Origin of the sequence: Paracoccus versutus (assembly GCF_029909795.1) — a bacterium.
Taxonomy (GTDB): Bacteria; Pseudomonadota; Alphaproteobacteria; order Rhodobacterales; family Rhodobacteraceae; genus Paracoccus; species Paracoccus versutus.
On record NZ_CP038197.1, the window covers coordinates 813,066 to 828,285 of the forward strand.

At 65.5% G+C, this 15,220-nt stretch carries 17 protein-coding genes and 1 tRNA gene; 13 read left to right on the forward strand and 5 right to left on the reverse strand.

Annotated elements, in window-relative coordinates; translation table 11 throughout:
* Positions 1–40: 40 nt before the first annotated feature.
* From E3U25_RS15135 to E3U25_RS15170, 8 genes are all read left to right on the forward strand, one after another.
* Positions 41–292, forward strand: a complete 252-nt coding sequence (locus E3U25_RS15135) for a DUF2312 domain-containing protein (protein WP_116222294.1) — start codon at positions 41–43, stop codon at positions 290–292.
* A gap of 28 nt (positions 293–320) precedes the next feature.
* Positions 321–767: a DUF551 domain-containing protein gene (locus tag E3U25_RS15140; RefSeq protein ID WP_166435547.1), complete on the forward strand. Its 447-nt coding sequence runs from the start codon at positions 321–323 to the stop codon at positions 765–767.
* Positions 760–1,380, forward strand: coding sequence for a hypothetical protein (locus E3U25_RS15145; protein WP_116220839.1), 621 nt, complete (start codon positions 760–762; stop codon positions 1,378–1,380). The genes E3U25_RS15140 and E3U25_RS15145 overlap by 8 nt, the downstream gene beginning before the upstream one ends.
* Positions 1,380–1,703 carry a hypothetical protein gene (locus E3U25_RS15150; RefSeq protein ID WP_116220838.1) on the forward strand — a complete coding sequence of 108 codons (324 nt, stop codon included), beginning with the start codon at positions 1,380–1,382 and terminating at the stop codon, positions 1,701–1,703. Before E3U25_RS15145 ends, E3U25_RS15150 begins: the two co-directional genes overlap by 1 nt.
* The gene (locus tag E3U25_RS15155) at positions 1,700–2,107 is read left to right on the forward strand and encodes a hypothetical protein (RefSeq protein WP_147304455.1); all 408 of its coding nucleotides are present in this window, start codon (positions 1,700–1,702) and stop codon (positions 2,105–2,107) included. The genes E3U25_RS15150 and E3U25_RS15155 overlap by 4 nt, the downstream gene beginning before the upstream one ends.
* Positions 2,104–2,559 carry a hypothetical protein gene (locus tag E3U25_RS15160; RefSeq protein ID WP_116222291.1) on the forward strand — a complete coding sequence of 152 codons (456 nt, stop codon included), beginning with the start codon at positions 2,104–2,106 and terminating at the stop codon, positions 2,557–2,559. Before E3U25_RS15155 ends, E3U25_RS15160 begins: the two co-directional genes overlap by 4 nt.
* A complete protein-coding gene (locus E3U25_RS15165; protein WP_147304520.1) occupies positions 2,552–2,887 on the forward strand; it encodes a hypothetical protein in 336 nt (111 codons plus the stop codon). The genes E3U25_RS15160 and E3U25_RS15165 overlap by 8 nt, the downstream gene beginning before the upstream one ends.
* A gap of 169 nt (positions 2,888–3,056) precedes the next feature.
* A complete protein-coding gene (locus tag E3U25_RS15170; protein ID WP_116222289.1) occupies positions 3,057–4,139 on the forward strand; it encodes a tyrosine-type recombinase/integrase in 1,083 nt (360 codons plus the stop codon).
* Positions 4,140–4,169: 30 nt separating this feature from the next.
* Here E3U25_RS15170 and E3U25_RS15175 read toward each other — a convergent pair.
* The 4 genes from E3U25_RS15175 to phaC all read right to left on the reverse strand — a co-directional run bounded on the left by E3U25_RS15175 (position 4,170) and on the right by phaC (position 8,017).
* Positions 4,170–4,259: transfer RNA gene (locus E3U25_RS15175), tRNA-Ser, on the reverse strand.
* 50 nt (positions 4,260–4,309) lie between these two features.
* Positions 4,310–4,897, reverse strand: coding sequence for a polyhydroxyalkanoate synthesis repressor PhaR (gene phaR, locus E3U25_RS15180; RefSeq protein WP_072461976.1), 588 nt, complete (start codon positions 4,895–4,897; stop codon positions 4,310–4,312).
* A gap of 202 nt (positions 4,898–5,099) precedes the next feature.
* Complete coding sequence (locus E3U25_RS15185; RefSeq protein WP_036751216.1) at positions 5,100–5,573, reverse strand: phasin; 474 nt, start codon at positions 5,571–5,573, stop codon at positions 5,100–5,102.
* A 113-nt stretch (positions 5,574–5,686) separates the two neighbouring features.
* Positions 5,687–8,017 (reverse strand): class I poly(R)-hydroxyalkanoic acid synthase, encoded by a 2,331-nt coding sequence (gene phaC, locus E3U25_RS15190; protein WP_116222288.1) that lies wholly within the window; start codon positions 8,015–8,017, stop codon positions 5,687–5,689.
* Between the two features lie 112 nt (positions 8,018–8,129).
* Between phaC and phaZ the strand changes: the two genes are divergently transcribed.
* A complete protein-coding gene (gene phaZ, locus E3U25_RS15195; RefSeq protein WP_114535293.1) occupies positions 8,130–9,473 on the forward strand; it encodes a polyhydroxyalkanoate depolymerase in 1,344 nt (447 codons plus the stop codon).
* A gap of 42 nt (positions 9,474–9,515) precedes the next feature.
* On the opposite strand, the gene E3U25_RS15200 is transcribed toward phaZ, so the two are convergent.
* Positions 9,516–10,262, reverse strand: coding sequence for an alpha/beta hydrolase (locus E3U25_RS15200; RefSeq protein WP_116222287.1), 747 nt, complete (start codon positions 10,260–10,262; stop codon positions 9,516–9,518).
* Between the two features lie 163 nt (positions 10,263–10,425).
* Between E3U25_RS15200 and thrS the strand changes: the two genes are divergently transcribed.
* From thrS to E3U25_RS15220, 4 genes are all read left to right on the forward strand, one after another.
* Positions 10,426–12,372 (forward strand): threonine--tRNA ligase, encoded by a 1,947-nt coding sequence (thrS, locus tag E3U25_RS15205; protein ID WP_116222286.1) that lies wholly within the window; start codon positions 10,426–10,428, stop codon positions 12,370–12,372.
* 227 nt (positions 12,373–12,599) lie between these two features.
* Positions 12,600–12,806 carry a cold-shock protein gene (locus tag E3U25_RS15210; protein ID WP_011747293.1) on the forward strand — a complete coding sequence of 69 codons (207 nt, stop codon included), beginning with the start codon at positions 12,600–12,602 and terminating at the stop codon, positions 12,804–12,806.
* Positions 12,807–13,017: 211 nt separating this feature from the next.
* Positions 13,018–14,574 carry a class I adenylate-forming enzyme family protein gene (locus E3U25_RS15215; protein ID WP_116222285.1) on the forward strand — a complete coding sequence of 519 codons (1,557 nt, stop codon included), beginning with the start codon at positions 13,018–13,020 and terminating at the stop codon, positions 14,572–14,574.
* Entirely contained in the window at positions 14,571–15,218 is a 648-nt protein-coding gene (locus E3U25_RS15220; protein ID WP_036759777.1) for a DsbA family oxidoreductase, read from the forward strand. The genes E3U25_RS15215 and E3U25_RS15220 overlap by 4 nt, the downstream gene beginning before the upstream one ends.
* The last annotated feature ends 2 nt before the right edge of the window (positions 15,219–15,220 follow it).

Genomic DNA, 15,220 nt, shown 5'->3' on the forward strand with positions numbered 1-15,220 from the left:
CGCCATCGCCAGCCGGGACTTTTCGAAACAGGAGACGACCATGCAGGACAACGACACCTATACCGTCGCCGCCGACGAACTGCGCCAGTTCGTGGAGCGGATCGAGCAGCTGGAAAGCGAAAAGAAGGACATCACTGAGCAGATCAAAGAGGTCTACGCCGAGGCAAAGGGCCGCGGATATGACGGCCCCGCTTTGCGCCAGATCGTCTCCCTGCGCCGGAAGGACAAGGACCAGGTGGCCGAGGAAGCAGCGATTCTCGAACTCTACAAGTCCGCCCTCGGCATGGCCTGACCCCGCCCTAGCGCAGAAGGAGCGCCATATGAGCAAGACAATTCGCGGCATGACCCCCATCGACACGGCCGACCTGGAGCGCGCCATCGCGGCGATCAAGGACGCGACGCCAGCAATGGCGCCCTGGTGCGTGGAGGATTTCAGCGACGCGGGGGATCAGGCTCCTGATATTGACCAGCACATCGCCACGATCCTGAACGCGGTTGTGTCTGGCGACTTGGTCCTCGCCCACCGCAAGGCAGAGGCGTGGCAGCCGATCAGCAGCGCGCCGAAGGACGGTACCACCGTTATGGTCTATGTTCCTGATTTTGAGAAGATTACCGAAGCATGGTTCTGCGAGCAGACAGGTCTATGGCCGCACAGCGCCGCATATTCGGAGGAGGGAGAGCCGTGCAATGTGGGGCAGCCCACGCACTGGCGCCCCTTGCCTGCGCCTCCAACCACCCCCGAAGCCGAAGGAGGCAGCGATGACTGATGCGCCTGAATTGATCTGGGCAGATCAGGACAACCTCACTTGGGTTGAAGCTAATCCCTATGAGGTGATGAAGGACTGTGAGGCAGCCTATGTCCGCTCCGACCTCTGCGCCTCGGGCCAGCAGGTGCGGGCGCTGATTAAAGCCGGTCGGGCTATGGCTGATGCCGCCGAGCACGGGGTTGTTGCGTCTACTCTTGTGGTCAACTGGGATAACGCGGAAGCCGCCCTGACGCCAGCCCCACAGGACGAACAGCAGTTGATGACTGACGATGAAATTTCGGAATTCGTCCGGGAAAACGGACGTCCAGAAGATATTTTCCTCTACTTACAACCGGCCGCAACCCCGACCGCGCAAGAGGCGGTGCCTGCCTGCGCTGCCTGTGAGGACAACCCCAAGCACCCGAATATCCCGTGCGCCGTCTGTGGCGCCCACCCGCCCCAGCCCAGCGAGACGGTCGCGGCGGTGATAGAGGCGGCGAATATGGCGCGGAACCGCCTCGAAATGATTGCGGATGCTGCATGGCGGGGAGACGGGCGCGACCTCAAGCGCAGCGTCGCCGGGGTATTTTCCGATTTCGACGCCGCCCTGCGCGCCCTGAAAGGAGAGGAGTGATGGCTAGGTTCACCGACTTCATTCCGATGCAAAAAGAACTGCGCCAGACGAAGGCTGACCTCGCAGCAGCCCGCGCCGAGATCGAGCGGCTGACCAAGGCCCACGATACGGTTTGCGGGGCACTGGCGGAAGCGATCAAACGCGCTGAGAAAGCCGAAACCGCCCTTGAAGCCTATGGCCGCGAGAAGGCGCTGGAGGGAATGCAGCGGGCGGTCGACAAAATAATGGATCGGATCAACAACACGGACTTTGCAATGAATTATCATGCCCCACTGACCTCATTTTGCAAATCCATCCTCGCTGAAATGGAGACGCTGAAATGACACAGACCCCGTGCCTACACCCCCATGGCGATATTATCGACGGATATTGGCTGTGTGGTCGATGTTATGAAAAGCTCCCAGAAAGGCCCGTAAAATACAGCAAGGGCAATCGTGCGATCAGTGTAAACGGCGCTGAATATTTCCATCAAATTCCAATCTATGCTAAAATACGTAAAGCATCCAACGGATGGTCGCTGTCTAAATTCGTAGAGGCGATGGTGAGAAGACTTATAGCTAAAGCAGATTTCGAAAAATCTGACGCGATCAGTTATGCAATTGATCTTCTGAAAATTCAGGGGATTGAGTTTGGGTCTGGCGATTACGCATGGGATACCGTAGCAGCTTGGGATATTATATACGACGATATGCAGTATTGGGATCGTGATGCGGGGGGGAATCAATGACCGACACGCGGGAACTGGTGGAGCTCTTGCTGGCATACGATGCAAGAACAGCCACAGGTCGCCTGACCCATCGCGCAGCCGGCGCCATCACCGCGCTGGCCGAGGAAAACCGGAGGCTGCGGGAGGCGCTGCTGGAGATCGTGGATCACGACGTTTTCGACTTGGAATATCTGTCTGCGGACCTGGTTGACAAGCTCATTCGCGCCCGCATCGCCCTGTCCAGCACGGGGGAGAAGGGGGTGATGGCATGGAAGAGCGAGTTTCTGCCGTGTCCGCTGTGTGGGCAGCCAGTTTTCGTCAATTGCGACGACTACAGCCCCGCGTCCAGTGGACGGTTCTATACCGAGTGCCAAACCGTGGACTGCATCATGCCAAACTGTGAGCATGATAGCTATGAGGCGCTGCGAGATGGGTGGAACCGCCGCACCGGACAGGGAGGCGGGGATGAGTGACTGGCGTGAAATCCGCATGACGGATATCGACTGGATGGCGCTGCGGAGCCACATCGGGCGTAGCGCGGGCGTCCTGAGGCGGCTGTCCACGACCATACGTGCCGAGGATAAGCCGCAACCGTTTAGACGCGGAGCATGGAAAGAAATGACGCTCGGGCAAGTGGCTGACATTGGACGGAAAAACCTGCTGCGCTACCCTGACGTGGGCGAGGTAGCCATAGCCTCGCTCCAATATGTGATCGACATGGCCGATGCGGGGAAGTGCCCGATTATAGGTTCTCCTGCGCCGGATGCGTTGCGCCCAACGTTGCAGGAGAAGGAGGCATAGGGATGGGGGCACCGAGACCGACGCCAGCCGCGATCAGAAGGACCATTGAGGGGATGCGCGCGGCGGGACTGCCAGTCGAGGGGTGTCGCGTGCTGCGCGACGGCAGCGTCATAATCCTTGCAAGCGTGGACGCCGCGCCGATACCGTCCACCGAAAGCGAGGTAGACGCATGGGACAAGGCAACGGGGTCGTGACCCTCGTCGGCATCAAAACCGTTGTGAGAAGAGGAAAGGCCTATCGGTATTTCCGGGCAAAGGGCTGTCCGCTTGTACGCCTTCCGGATCTGCCGATGGATCACCCGGATTTCCTGCGAGCCTATGCTGATGCTAAGAGGATCGTTCCGGAGAAAGCTCCTGTATCTGCCGGCTCATTTGCGGCTCTCGTCCGCTCTGCACTGAAATCCAGAAAGTTTCATGATTCCAAACCCGCCACACGGGCAATGTTCAAGCGTCACTGTGATGAGTTGGTGGCCGAGTTTGGAAAACTGCCCGCTCGCGGGCTGCGGGCGAAACACATCCGGGCAAACCTACCGAAAGCCAATGCTGAGGGCCACAGACTGAGAACATGGCGCTTTCTTTGTGCGCATGGAGTCGAAATCAATTTGCTTGAGCGCAACGAGGCGCTGGATGTCGCCATGCCGCGTTGGAAAAAGACCGAAGGCCACCCGCCTTGGACTCTGGCTGAAATCGAAGCTTTCCGGAGGCGTTGGCCTATCGGCTCCGCAACGCGAGCTGCAATGGAGCTTCTGCGGTTCACCGGAGCGCGGATCAGCGATGCCGTGAGACTAGGCCCCGGCATGGTTGCTCGCGATGGTGTACTAGCTTACCGGCAACAAAAGACCGGTGGGATGGCATATGTCCCATGGACGTGCCCATTGCCGGACTTCGCAGCACATCTCGGCGCTGACCGGGATATGATGCATGAGGCTCTTCGCGCCCTTATCGGGCAGATGACGTTCCTGGATGCCAAGGGTCGTGCCAGATCTGAGAAAGCATTAGGCACCATGATCCGAGAAGCAGCCATCGCGGCGGGGTTCAAAAAGTCAGCGCATGGCCTTCGGAAAAGCCTCGCCGCCGAGTTGGCTGATGGCGGAGCGACAGCTCACCAGATCGCCGCATGGACGGGGCATGAAACGCTTAAGGAAGTGGACCACTATACCAAATCAGCGGATCGCAGGCGGGCAGTCTTGGGAACAGAACATGACCGGAACAGTGGAAAACATCCCGGACAGGGGTGGAAAACATCAAAATAGATGAGGAATATCATATGGTTGGAGAGATGGTGGCGGACGGTGAGGGATTCGAACCCTCGAGACGGTTCCCCGCCTACACACTTTCCAGGCGTGCGCCTTCGACCACTCGGCCAACCGTCCGTGGCGGTTCGTCTAGCGCGACGGGCGGCGGGGTGCAAGTCGCAGTTCTCTCAAAGCTTCGAAATCCGCTTCTGCAACTCGGCAAGCTGGCGGCGGATCTCGGCCATGTCCTCGGGCGCGGAAGCCTTCTTGCCGCTGCGACGGGTCTCGTCCGTCTCGGTCTCCTCCATCTCGGGGCCGCTGCTGCCCGCGCCCCAGCCCGCCGCCATCGCCTTCAGGAACAGCTGCTGCTGGCGCTGGAGCGCCTCGAAACCCGGCATCGACGACATCGGGTTGGGGAAGGTCGACAGATTCTCCATCATCTTCGACTGGCCCTCGCGCAGCATCTCGAAACTGGCGGCCAGGAATTGCGGCACCACCGATTGCGCCTGGGTCGTGTAGCTGCGCACCAGGTCGATCAGCACGTCGATGGGCAAGACGTTCTCGCCCCGGCCCTCGTGCTCGGCGATGATCTGCAACAGATATTGCCGGGTCAGGTCGTCGCCGGTCTTGAGATCGACGATGCGCACCTGCCGCCCGGCACGGATGAAGCCCGCAATATCCTCAAGCGTGACGTAATCGCTGGTCTCGGTGTTGTAGAGGCGGCGGCTCGCATAGCGCTTGATCAGAAGCGGGGTCGTGTTCTCGGGCTCAGCCATGGCTCCTCCGGCAGTGCATTTGCAGCATGATGGGAAATGGCCCGGAAAAATGCAAAGAAAATCGCCATGCTGCGCCGGAAGCAGGGGACGAGCCCCGGATCGGGCCCAGATCGGGGGCCCGGCCGGATACGAACCGGGCCCGGCCATGGAAAAAGGGGGCAGCGAACTGCCCCCCTTCGTCTGGAACCGCAAGGGCCTGCGATCAGGCCTTGGTCACGGTGCTGGCCGAGGTCGCGGCGGCAGCGGCTTTCTTGACCGCGGCCTGGGTTTCGCGGCTGGCCTTTTCGGCGGCCTTCTGCGCGTCGGCGGCCAGGTCCTTGCCGGCGGTCAGCATCAGGTCGACGGTGTCCATCTGGACCTTCTTCGCCACTTCGGCAAAGGCGGCCATGTGCTCGGCAGCCATTTCGGCGGCGGCGGTGGCGAAATCGCTCAGCGCCTTGGCGTATTCGGCCGGCTCTTCCTTGGACGAGGTCAGCTCACCCATGCGGGCGATGGTGTCCTTGGCCCACTGGGCCGAGATCTCGGTCGAACGCTCGGCAGCGGCCAGCGCGACGCGGGCCATCTTCTCGCCCAGCGCGGTCTGCGACTTGAAGGCGTCCTGGAACGACGAGGTGTCGACCGGGAATTTCGCCATCACTTCTTGCAGGGTCTTGGTGAAGTCAGGGGTCTTGGCCATTTGCTCTCTCCTAGATCGGCGCGAAGCTTCGGCACCGGTTGAACTGTTCTGACCAACATATACTTTCTGCACCGCAGCATTGCAAGGTTTTCTTGCTGCGGTGCAGAAAAATTTTACGCCCGCTCGTGGACGTAGAGGCCGGGCGCGGGGCCGAAACCCTCGCCCGGATCGCGGGCCTCGACCATGTCCCCCGCCCGCCGGGCCAGCCATTCGCCCCAGCGGCCCCACCAACTGCCCTCGTGGTGCTGCGCCTTGTCCAGCCAGTGCTGCTCGCCCTGCTGGAAGCCGGCATCCGAGGTGTAGTGGCCATATTTCTTCTTGCTGGGCGGGTTGACGATGCCGGCGATATGGCCCGATTCGGACAGGATGAAGGTCTTGTCCCTGGAGCCCATCTGCGCGATGCCGCGCCAGCTGTCCTTCCAGGGCGCGATATGGTCGGTCTCGCAGGCGATGGCGCAAAGCGGCACGGTCACGTCGCCGACATGCAGCCGGTGGCCCATCAGCTCGAACCCTTCCCTGACGAAGCGGTTCTGCTGGCACAGCCCGCGCAGGTATTCCACCGCCATGCGCCCCGGCAGGTTGGTGCCGTCGCCGTTCCAGAAGAGCAGGTCGAAGGCCGGCGGCGTCTCGCCCAGCATGTAGCTGCGAATCGCCGGCCCCCAGACCAGGTCGTTGGCGCGCAGGAAGCTGAAGGTGCGCGTCATCAGCTGCGCCCCCAGGATGCCGGTGCGCGCCGCCTCCTCCTCGATGCCCGAGACGAAATCGTCTTGCAGATAGGCGGTGAACTCGCCCTGGTCGGCGAAGTCGGTCAGCGCGGTGAAGAAGGTGGCGGCGTTCACCCGGTCGTCGCCGCGCTGCTTGAGAAGCGACAGGGTCAGCGCCAGCGTGGTGCCGGCGATGCAATAGCCGACCGCGTTCAGCTTTTTCTGGTCGGTCAGGTCCAGCACCCGGTCCATCACCTCCAGATAGGCACCGACATAATCGTCCATGCCGGTGTCGCCATAGCTGGGATCGGGGTTCTTCCAGGCCACCACGAACAGCGTATGGCCCTGGTCCACGATCCATTTGATCAGGCTGTTCTGCGGCTTGAGGTCGAGGATGTAGAACTTGTTGATCCAGGGCGGAAAGATCACCAGCGGGATCTCATGCACCTGCGCGGTGGTGGGCTTGTACTGGATCAGCTCGTAAAGCTTGGTGCGCGCGACCACCATGCCCTCGGTGGTGCCGATGTTCTCGCCCACACGGAAGGCGTCGCGGTCGGCCAGCGACACGATCAGCTCGCCGCTGTTCTGCTCGACGTCGCGCACCAGGTTCTCGAGGCCCCTGACCAGGCTTTCGCCCTCGGTCTCCACCGCCTTTTCCAGCGCGTCGGGATTGGTCGCCAGGAAGTTCGTCGGCGCCATCATGTCGATCATCTGGCGGGTGAACCATTCGATCCGGCGCCGGTCGGTCATCTCGGGCAGGTCCAGCGCGCTTGCCGCCTCCTGCAGGGCCTGGGCGTTGATCTGGTATTGCCGCTTGATGAAGTTGAAGAAGGGATGCGCCTCCCACAGCGGGTTGGCAAAGCGCCGGTCCCGCGGCCCCTCGCTGGGCGGCGGCGTCAGCGTGCCGCGGGCGAAGGCAGCCTGGGCCTCGGCGAAATGGCGCAGCGTCTCGCCCCAATAGCTGACCTGCTGGCCGATCACCCGCTCGGGCTGCTCGGCCAGAAGCTTGATCCAGGCCGAGGTCGCGGTGGCGAAAAGGTCGGGGCCCGGCATCTCGACGCCGGGATTGGAGGGGCGGCGCTGCGCCAGCGCGCTGATCAGGCGCTGGGTCAGCGATTCGATGCGCTCGATGTTCTGGGCCAGCTGCTCGGGCAGGCGGCTGCCGGCGCCGAAGGCCGCCTCGACGAAGGCGGCGGTGGCCGGGCTCGGATGCGGCTCGGCGGCGGGAACGGGGGGCTGGTCGGCCCCGGCAGGGGCGGCTGCAGGGGCGCGGGGCGCGGCCATCGGCGGCACCGTGCCCGGCCCGACGGCGCCAAGCGGGCGCAGCGCCTCATCGGCCATGCTGATCGAGGCGGCCTCGGCCTGCGCCTTCGCCGCCGCCTTGCCCGTGGGCTTGCGGCGCGGGCCGGGGCGCGGATCGCTGCGCCCGGCCGCCCGCCCGCGCGAGGCGGGCTTGCGCGTGCCGGACTTGGCGGCGGGCTTGGCCGCATCGGCCGCCGCGGCCGGCTTGGACTTGGCGGACGGCTTGGACTTGGCGGGCGGCGCCGGCGCCGGCTCGGCCTTTGCCGCAGCCTTACCGCGACGCGCCCGCGCCGGCTTTTCCGAATCGGCAGGCTTGGGCTCGGGTTTCGCGGCCTCGGCCCCGGCGCGGGCCTTGGCCCCTGCCCCGCGGCCCCTGCGTGGTTTGCCCCCGGCTTCGGCCGCGTCCGCAGCTTCCGGTTTTTCGTCCTTGCCCGCCATAATTGACAATCCTCCCTGAACCGTAAAATCATTATGCCCAGCACAATACGCAGGTAAAGCCGTGTCCTTGCCGGCAAGGCCGAATCCGGCGGGTCCATGGGAGAAGGTGGCAATGACGACGTACAAGGGTTTGAGAGGGATCATCTCCTATGATGCGATGGAGACGATCCGCAACACCAACGAATGGATGGGCGCCAGCGCGCGGGCCCTGGCCTCCTATCCGGCCTTCGCGCTGCTGCCCAATCCGATGTTCAAGCTGATGTCGGCCTGGGGCCGGGTGACCGAGCGCAGCTTCGCGCGCATGGTCATCAAGCCGGACTGGGAAATCCCGCCCGTCGTGTCCGAGGACGGCCAGGACCATGTCGTCTATATCGAGCCGGTGATCGAGCGCCCCTTCGGCGACCTGGTGCATTTCCGCGTCGCCCGCCGCGCGCCGCTTGCGCGCAAGGTCCTGCTGGTCGCGCCAATGTCCGGTCACTATGCCACCCTCCTTCGCACCACGGTCACATCCTTGCTGCCCGATTGCGAAGTCTACGTGACGGACTGGCACAATGCCCGCGACATCCCGGTCAGCTGCGGCAAGTTCGACATCGACGACTACACCCAGTATCTGGTCGACTTCATCCGCCATCTCGGCCCCGACACCAATGTGATCGCCGTCTGCCAGCCGGCGCCGCTCGCGCTGGCCGCGACCGCGCTGCTGGCCGAGGAAGACCCCAAGGCCCAGCCGCGCTCGCTGATCCTGATCGGCGGCCCGATCGACCCCGACGCGGCGGCGACCGAAGTCACCGATTTCGGCAACCGCATCACCATGGGCGAGCTGGACTACCTGATGATCCAGCAGGTCGGCTTCAAGTATCGCGGCGCCGGGCGCATGGTCTATCCCGGCCTCGCCCAGCTTTCCTCCTTCATCGCCATGAATGCCGAGACCCACGCCAAGGCCTTCCTCGACAAGATCTTCGCCGAGGCCCGCGGCCAGGGCTCCGAAGGCGACAAGCACAACACCTTCTACGACGAATATCTCGCCGTCATGGACATGACCGCCGAATTCTACCTCTCGACGGTCGAGCGCATCTTCAAGGAACGCGAGATCGCGCAGAACCGCTTCAGCGTGAACGGCAAGCCGGTCGACCTGGGCAAGATCACCGATGTCGCGGTGATGACGGTCGAGGGCGCCAACGACGACATCTCGGCGCCGGGCCAATGCGTCGCCGCGCTGGCACTCTGCACCGGCGTGCCCGAAAGCCGCAAGACCCAGCACCTGGAACCCGGCGCCGGCCATTACGGCATCTTCGCCGGGAAAAGCTGGCGGCTGAACATCCGCCCGCTGGTGCTGGATTTCATCGACGAGCAGGTCCAGCCCGCCGGCCAGCGCAAGCGCCGCCGCAGCGGCCCGGTCCCGGTCGATTGCGGCGTCAGCAACCTCACCGAACACGATTCCAAGATCGCGGTCTGACCGCCCGCGGGAACGGGGCGCGGCCGGCGGGCCGCGCCCGCCTCAGGCTGCCCGCGCCAGCACCTCCTCCAGCGCCGCGCCGATCAGCGCCAGGCAATCGGGGGTCGAAAAGCGGTGATCGGCGCCCTTGACCAGCACCAGCCGCATGTCCTCGCCCGAGGCATGGGCCAGCAGGTCCAGCGCCCAGGACATCGGCACCTCGGCATCCCCGGTGCCTTGCAGGAAGCGCACAGGGAAAGGCAGCGGCAAGGGCTGGTCCAGCACCAGATGGTCGCGCCCGTCCTCGATCAACCGGCGGGTGATGACATGGGGATCGCCATAGTCGCTGGGCTGCTCGACTTGGCCGCGCTCCGCGAGGGCCGCGCGCTCGGCCGCGGAAAACCCGGCCCAATAGCCGCGCTCGGTGAAATCCGGCGCCGCCGCCACCGTGACCAGCCCGGCCAGCCGCTCGGGCATGGTCCGCGCCAGCAGCAGGCTGATCCAGCCGCCCATGGACGAGCCGACCAGAACCTGCCGCCCCTCGGTCAGCCCGCGGATCGCAGCCATGGCATCGGCCAGCCAGTCGCCGATCGCACCCTCCTCGAAGGCGCCCGAGGATTCGCCATGCCCCGAATAGTCCAGGCGCAGGAAGGCCCGGCCGCGCTCGCGCGCCCAATCCTCCAGCCACAGCGCCTTGGTGCCCTGCATGTCCGAGCGGAACCCGCCCAGGAACACCACGCCGGGGCCCTGGCCCTCGATCCGGTTATAGGCGATGCGCCGCCCCTGCGGCCCTTCCAGAAACTGCGTCATTCTTTCGTGTCCAAATATCCTGCGGGGGAGTCGCGGAACGCGACGGGGGCGCAAAGCCCCCTGCACACCTAGCCGCATTGACAACGCCGGGCAATCGCGCCACACCCGCGCGACATACCCGCAACCGGGCGTTCCGTGGGCGCCAAACCGACGAGGAGGACACATGTCCCAGATCTCCCTGACCTTTCCCGATGGCAATGCGCGCGACTACCCCGCCGGCATCACCGCCGCCGAGGTCGCGGCCTCCATCGCCCCGAGCCTGGCGAAGAACGCCATCTCGGCCAGCCTCGACGGCCGGCACATCGACCTGCAATGGCCGATCACCACCGGGGGCAGCATCGCCATCAACACCATGAAGGACAGCGAGCCGGCGCTGGAGCTGATCCGCCACGACCTCGCCCATATCATGGCCCGTGCGGTGCAGGAGCTGTGGCCCGACGTCAAGGTCACCATCGGCCCGGTCCGCGACCAGGGCTGGTTCTACGACTTCGACCGCGCCGAGCCCTTCACCCCCGAGGATCTGGGCGCCATCGAGGCGCGGATGAAGCAGATCATCGCCGCCCGCGACCCGGTCCGCACCGAGGTCTGGGACCGCGACCGTGCGCGCGCCCATTACGAGGCGCAGGGCGAGCCCTTCAAGATCGAACTCCTCGACCGCATCCCGGAAGCCGAGCCGATCCGCATGTATTGGCACGGCGACTGGCAGGATCTCTGCCGCGGCCCGCATCTGCAGCATACCGGCCAGGTGCCCGCCGACGCCTTCAAGCTGACGCATGTCGCCGGCGCCTATTGGCTGGGCGACGCCTCGCGGCCGATGCTGCAGCGCATCTACGGCGTAGCCTTCAAGAACCGCGACGACCTCAAGGCCCACCTGACCATGCTGGAAGAGGCCGCCAAGCGCGACCACCGCAAGCTCGGCAGGGAAATGGAACTCTTCCACTTCCAGGAAGAAGCGCCGGGCATGGTGTTCTGGCACCCGAACGGCTGGTCGATCTATCGCGAGCTGGAAGCCTATATGCGCCGCCGGCTGATCCGCGCCGATTACAAGGAAATCAAGACGCCCCAGGTGGTCGACCGCATCCTGTGGGAAAAATCCGGCCATTGGGAAGCCTATCGCGAGAACATGTTCATCGTCGAGGTGGACGAGGAAGGCGCCAAGGAAAAGCGCATCAATGCGCTCAAGCCGATGAACTGCCCCTGCCATGTCCAGGTCTACAACCAGGGCCTGAAGTCCTATCGCGACCTGCCGCTGCGGCTGGCCGAATTCGGCTCCTGCCACCGTTACGAGCCCTCGGGCTCGATGCACGGGCTGATGCGGGTGCGCGGCTTCGTCCAGGACGATGCGCATATCTTCTGCACCGAGGACCAGATCGAGGCGGAATGCGCCGGCTTCATCGAACTGCTGTCCTCGGTCTACCGCGATCTCGGCTTCGAGAAATTCGACATCAAGCTCTCGACCCGCCCCGATGTCCGCGTCGGCTCCGACGAGATCTGGGACAAGGCCGAGGCGGCGCTGAAAGGCGCCATCGAGCATCTCGGCCTGCCCTATGAGGTCAACCCCGGCGACGGCGCCTTCTACGGGCCGAAACTGGACTTCAAGCTGACCGACGCCATCGGCCGCGAATGGCAATGCGGCACCTTCCAATGCGACTTCAACCTGCCGCAGCGGCTCGAGGCGGAATATGTCGGCGAGGACGGCGCCAAGCACATGCCGGTCATGCTGCACCGCGCCGTGCTGGGCAGCTTCGAGCGCTTCATCGGCATCCTGATCGAGAACTATTCGGGCAAGCTGCCGCTCTGGCTCGCGCCGCGCCAGGTGGTGGTCGCCTCGATCGTCTCGGGCGCCGACGATTACGTCCACGAGGTCGTGGCCGCCCTGCGCGCCGCCGGGCTGCGGGCCGAGGCCGACACCCGCAACGAAAAGATCAACTACAAGGTGCGCGAGCATTCGGTCGGCAAGGTGCCGGTCATCATGGCCGTGGGCCTGAAGGAGGTCGAGGAGCGCAGCGTCTCGATCCGCCGCCTCGACCGCCAGGGCAGCGAAAGCCACGGGCTCGAATCGGCCGTGGCCACGCTGCGGGCCGAGGCCAGCCCGCCGGACCTGCGCTGAGCGCCCCGGCTTGGCGACAATTTGCCGATGCGAATGCGCAAGATGACCCTACGTCACCTTGCGCGGCGCATTCGTGCTTGCGTTTTTCGGCGAATCGTTCATCCTCTCGTCCGCGTGAGCACGACTTTCTACCGCCTCCCTTCACGGGGCAGCCGGACTTGACGGGAAAGGGCTGCACGGCCTGGGCGCAATCTCGCCCCAGGATGACTTGAAGGAGAGACGGTATAATGGCTACCGGCACCGTAAAATGGTTCAACGCCACCAAAGGCTATGGCTTCATCGCGCCCGATGACGGCGGCAAGGACGTCTTCGTCCATATCTCGGCGGTCGAGCGCGCCGGCCTGACCGGCCTGAACGACAACCAGAAGATCGCCTACGAACTGCAATCGGGCCGCGACGGCCGCAGCTCGGCCTCGGATCTGAAGCTGCTCTGATTCGGCAGCGCCCGGAATTTCGGAAACGGCCGGCCCGCATGGCGCCGGCCGTTTCCTTTTGCCCCCTTCCGGCTTCTTCCGTGTCGAAATATCCTGGGGGAGCGCCTCGCCTGCCCCATCGAGGGGCAGGCGAGGCGCGGGGGCAAAGCCCCCTTCCCATGCGCACCGACAGCCTCTATCCCCAAGCCCGGAACAGAAACGGGGCGATGGGATGAACCTGGCCGAACATGTGCTCAGCGCGGGGCTTGCGACGCCGGACAGGCTGGCCATGTCGGTGCTGGGGCTGGGCCGCGCCGACCGCTGGTCGCATGCCCGCCTGCGCCAGGCGGTGCTGGGCACCGCCACCGGCCTGCTGCAATCCGGCCTCGCCCCCGGCGACCGGCTGCTGATGCGGCTGGGAAACAACCCCGGCTTTCCCGTGGCCTATCTCGGCGCCATCGCCGCCGGCATCGTCCCGGTCCCGACCTCTCCCATGCTGACCACGCCCGAGATCACCCGCATCGCCGCCGCGATCCGGCCGGCCATGGTGATCGCCGACCCGGACATCGCCCTGCCCGATCAGCCGGCGCCGGTGCTGCCTGCCGCCCGCCTCGGCGAATTCGCCCTGCTGCCGCCGGCCGGGTTCGCACAACACGATCCGGACGACCTGGCCTATATCGTCTTCACCTCGGGCACGTCAGGCCAGCCGCGCGCCGTCTGCCACGCGCATCGCGCCATCCTCGCCCGCCGGATGATGTTCGACGGCTGGTACGGGCTGACGCCGCAGGACCGGCTGCTGCATGCCGGCGCCTTCAACTGGACCTTCACCCTGGGCACCGGCCTCATGGACCCCTGGACGCTGGGCGCCACCGCGCTGATCCCCGCCCCCGGCATCGCGCCCGAACAGATCCCGCTGATCGCCGGCCGCCATGGCGCCACCATCCTGGCCGCGGCACCCGGCGTCTTCCGCCGCATGCTGCGCGCCGACTGGCGGCCCTGGCCGGGCCTGCGCCATGGCCTGACCGCCGGCGAAAGGCTCGATCCCGGCCTGCGCCGCGCCTGGCAGGCGCGCACCGGCACCGACCTGCACGAGGCCATGGGCATGTCGGAATGCTCGACCTTCCTGTCCGGCAGCCCCGCGCGCCCCGCGCCCGAAGGCACGGCCGGCTTTCCCCAGCCCGGCCGCCCCATCGCCATCCTCGACGACAGCGGCGCCCCGATCCAGGGCCCCGGCATCCTGGCCGTCCACCGCGCGGACCCCGGCCTGTTCCTGGGCTATCTCGACCAGCCCGAGGAAACCGCCGCCCGCTTCCGCGGCGACTGGTTCCTGACCGGCGACCTGGCCGAGACCACGCCCGAGGGCGCGATCCGCCTGCTGGGGCGCGACGACGACATGATGAATGCCGGCGGCTTCCGCGTCTCGCCGGGCGAGGTCGAGGACGCGCTGGCGCAGATCCCCGAAATCGGCGAGATCGCCGCGACCGAATTGCCGGTCGGGCCGGGGTCGAGCATCATCGCCGCCTTCTGGACCGGCAGCGCCGACGAGGCGCGGCTGCGCGCAGCCGCCGAACGCGGGCTTGCGCGCTACAAGCAGCCGCGCGAATACATCCACCTGCCCGCCCTGCCCCGCACGCCCACGGGCAAGATCAACCGCCGCGCCCTGCGCGATGTCCATTCGCGTGCAAAGCACGACCCCCATCCGCCCACACAGCACGACAGCCCGTCGCGCGCACAGCACGACACCTCTTCCCGCGCACAGCACGACACCCATCGCAAGGACCGGACATGAGCCAGCAGATCCGCCTCGACATCTTCGCCGATCCCGTCTGCCCCTGGTGCCTGATCGGCAAGGCCGAGCTGGACCGGGCGCTGGAAAGCCGCCCCGACCATCCCTTTGCCATCACCTGGCAGCCCTTCCGCCTGGACCCGCAGATGCCGCGGGCGGGGATGGACTATGTCGCCTACATGAAGATGAAGTTCACCGACGAGAAAGGCATCATCGCCGCCATGAAGCCGGTGATGGAGGCCAGCGAGCGGCTGGGCCTGTGGATCAACCCCTCGCTGATCGAACGGATGCCGAACACGCTCGACGCGCATCGCCTGCTGCATTGGGCGGGACTCGAGGGCGCGCAGACCCCGGTCATGGCGGCGCTGATGCGGGCGCATTGGCGCGAGGGCCGCAACATCTCGAACCCCGACGTGCTGGTCGAGATCGGCGAGGGCGCGGGCATGGACGGGGCGGTGATCCGCCGGCTGCTGGCCTCGGACGCGGACCGCGACACGGTGCAGGCGCGCGAGATGCACGCAAGGCAGCGCGGCGTGAACTCGGTCCCGACCTTCGTCGTCGCCGATGCCCATGTGGTGACGGGGGCCCAGCCCGCCGCGCTGTGGCTGCAGGTGATCGACGAACTGGCGGGCAAGCAGCACCAATAGGT

What these genes read in the sequence shown, in the direction of transcription:
- E3U25_RS15135 (WP_116222294.1), top strand. Translation starts at nt 41, where the DNA reads ATGCAGGACAACGACACCTATACCGTCGCCGCCGACGAACTGCGCCAG.
- E3U25_RS15140 (WP_166435547.1), top strand. Translation starts at nt 321, where the DNA reads ATGAGCAAGACAATTCGCGGCATGACCCCCATCGACACGGCCGACCTG.
- E3U25_RS15145 (WP_116220839.1), top strand. Translation starts at nt 760, where the DNA reads ATGACTGATGCGCCTGAATTGATCTGGGCAGATCAGGACAACCTCACT.
- E3U25_RS15150 (WP_116220838.1), top strand. Translation starts at nt 1,380, where the DNA reads ATGGCTAGGTTCACCGACTTCATTCCGATGCAAAAAGAACTGCGCCAG.
- E3U25_RS15155 (WP_147304455.1), top strand. Translation starts at nt 1,700, where the DNA reads ATGACACAGACCCCGTGCCTACACCCCCATGGCGATATTATCGACGGA.
- E3U25_RS15160 (WP_116222291.1), top strand. Translation starts at nt 2,104, where the DNA reads ATGACCGACACGCGGGAACTGGTGGAGCTCTTGCTGGCATACGATGCA.
- E3U25_RS15165 (WP_147304520.1), top strand. Translation starts at nt 2,552, where the DNA reads ATGAGTGACTGGCGTGAAATCCGCATGACGGATATCGACTGGATGGCG.
- E3U25_RS15170 (WP_116222289.1), top strand. Translation starts at nt 3,057, where the DNA reads ATGGGACAAGGCAACGGGGTCGTGACCCTCGTCGGCATCAAAACCGTT.
- phaR (WP_072461976.1), bottom strand. Translation starts at nt 4,897, where the DNA reads ATGGCTGAGCCCGAGAACACGACCCCGCTTCTGATCAAGCGCTATGCG.
- E3U25_RS15185 (WP_036751216.1), bottom strand. Translation starts at nt 5,573, where the DNA reads ATGGCCAAGACCCCTGACTTCACCAAGACCCTGCAAGAAGTGATGGCG.
- phaC (WP_116222288.1), bottom strand. Translation starts at nt 8,017, where the DNA reads ATGGCGGGCAAGGACGAAAAACCGGAAGCTGCGGACGCGGCCGAAGCC.
- phaZ (WP_114535293.1), top strand. Translation starts at nt 8,130, where the DNA reads ATGACGACGTACAAGGGTTTGAGAGGGATCATCTCCTATGATGCGATG.
- E3U25_RS15200 (WP_116222287.1), bottom strand. Translation starts at nt 10,262, where the DNA reads ATGACGCAGTTTCTGGAAGGGCCGCAGGGGCGGCGCATCGCCTATAAC.
- thrS (WP_116222286.1), top strand. Translation starts at nt 10,426, where the DNA reads ATGTCCCAGATCTCCCTGACCTTTCCCGATGGCAATGCGCGCGACTAC.
- E3U25_RS15210 (WP_011747293.1), top strand. Translation starts at nt 12,600, where the DNA reads ATGGCTACCGGCACCGTAAAATGGTTCAACGCCACCAAAGGCTATGGC.
- E3U25_RS15215 (WP_116222285.1), top strand. Translation starts at nt 13,018, where the DNA reads ATGAACCTGGCCGAACATGTGCTCAGCGCGGGGCTTGCGACGCCGGAC.
- E3U25_RS15220 (WP_036759777.1), top strand. Translation starts at nt 14,571, where the DNA reads ATGAGCCAGCAGATCCGCCTCGACATCTTCGCCGATCCCGTCTGCCCC.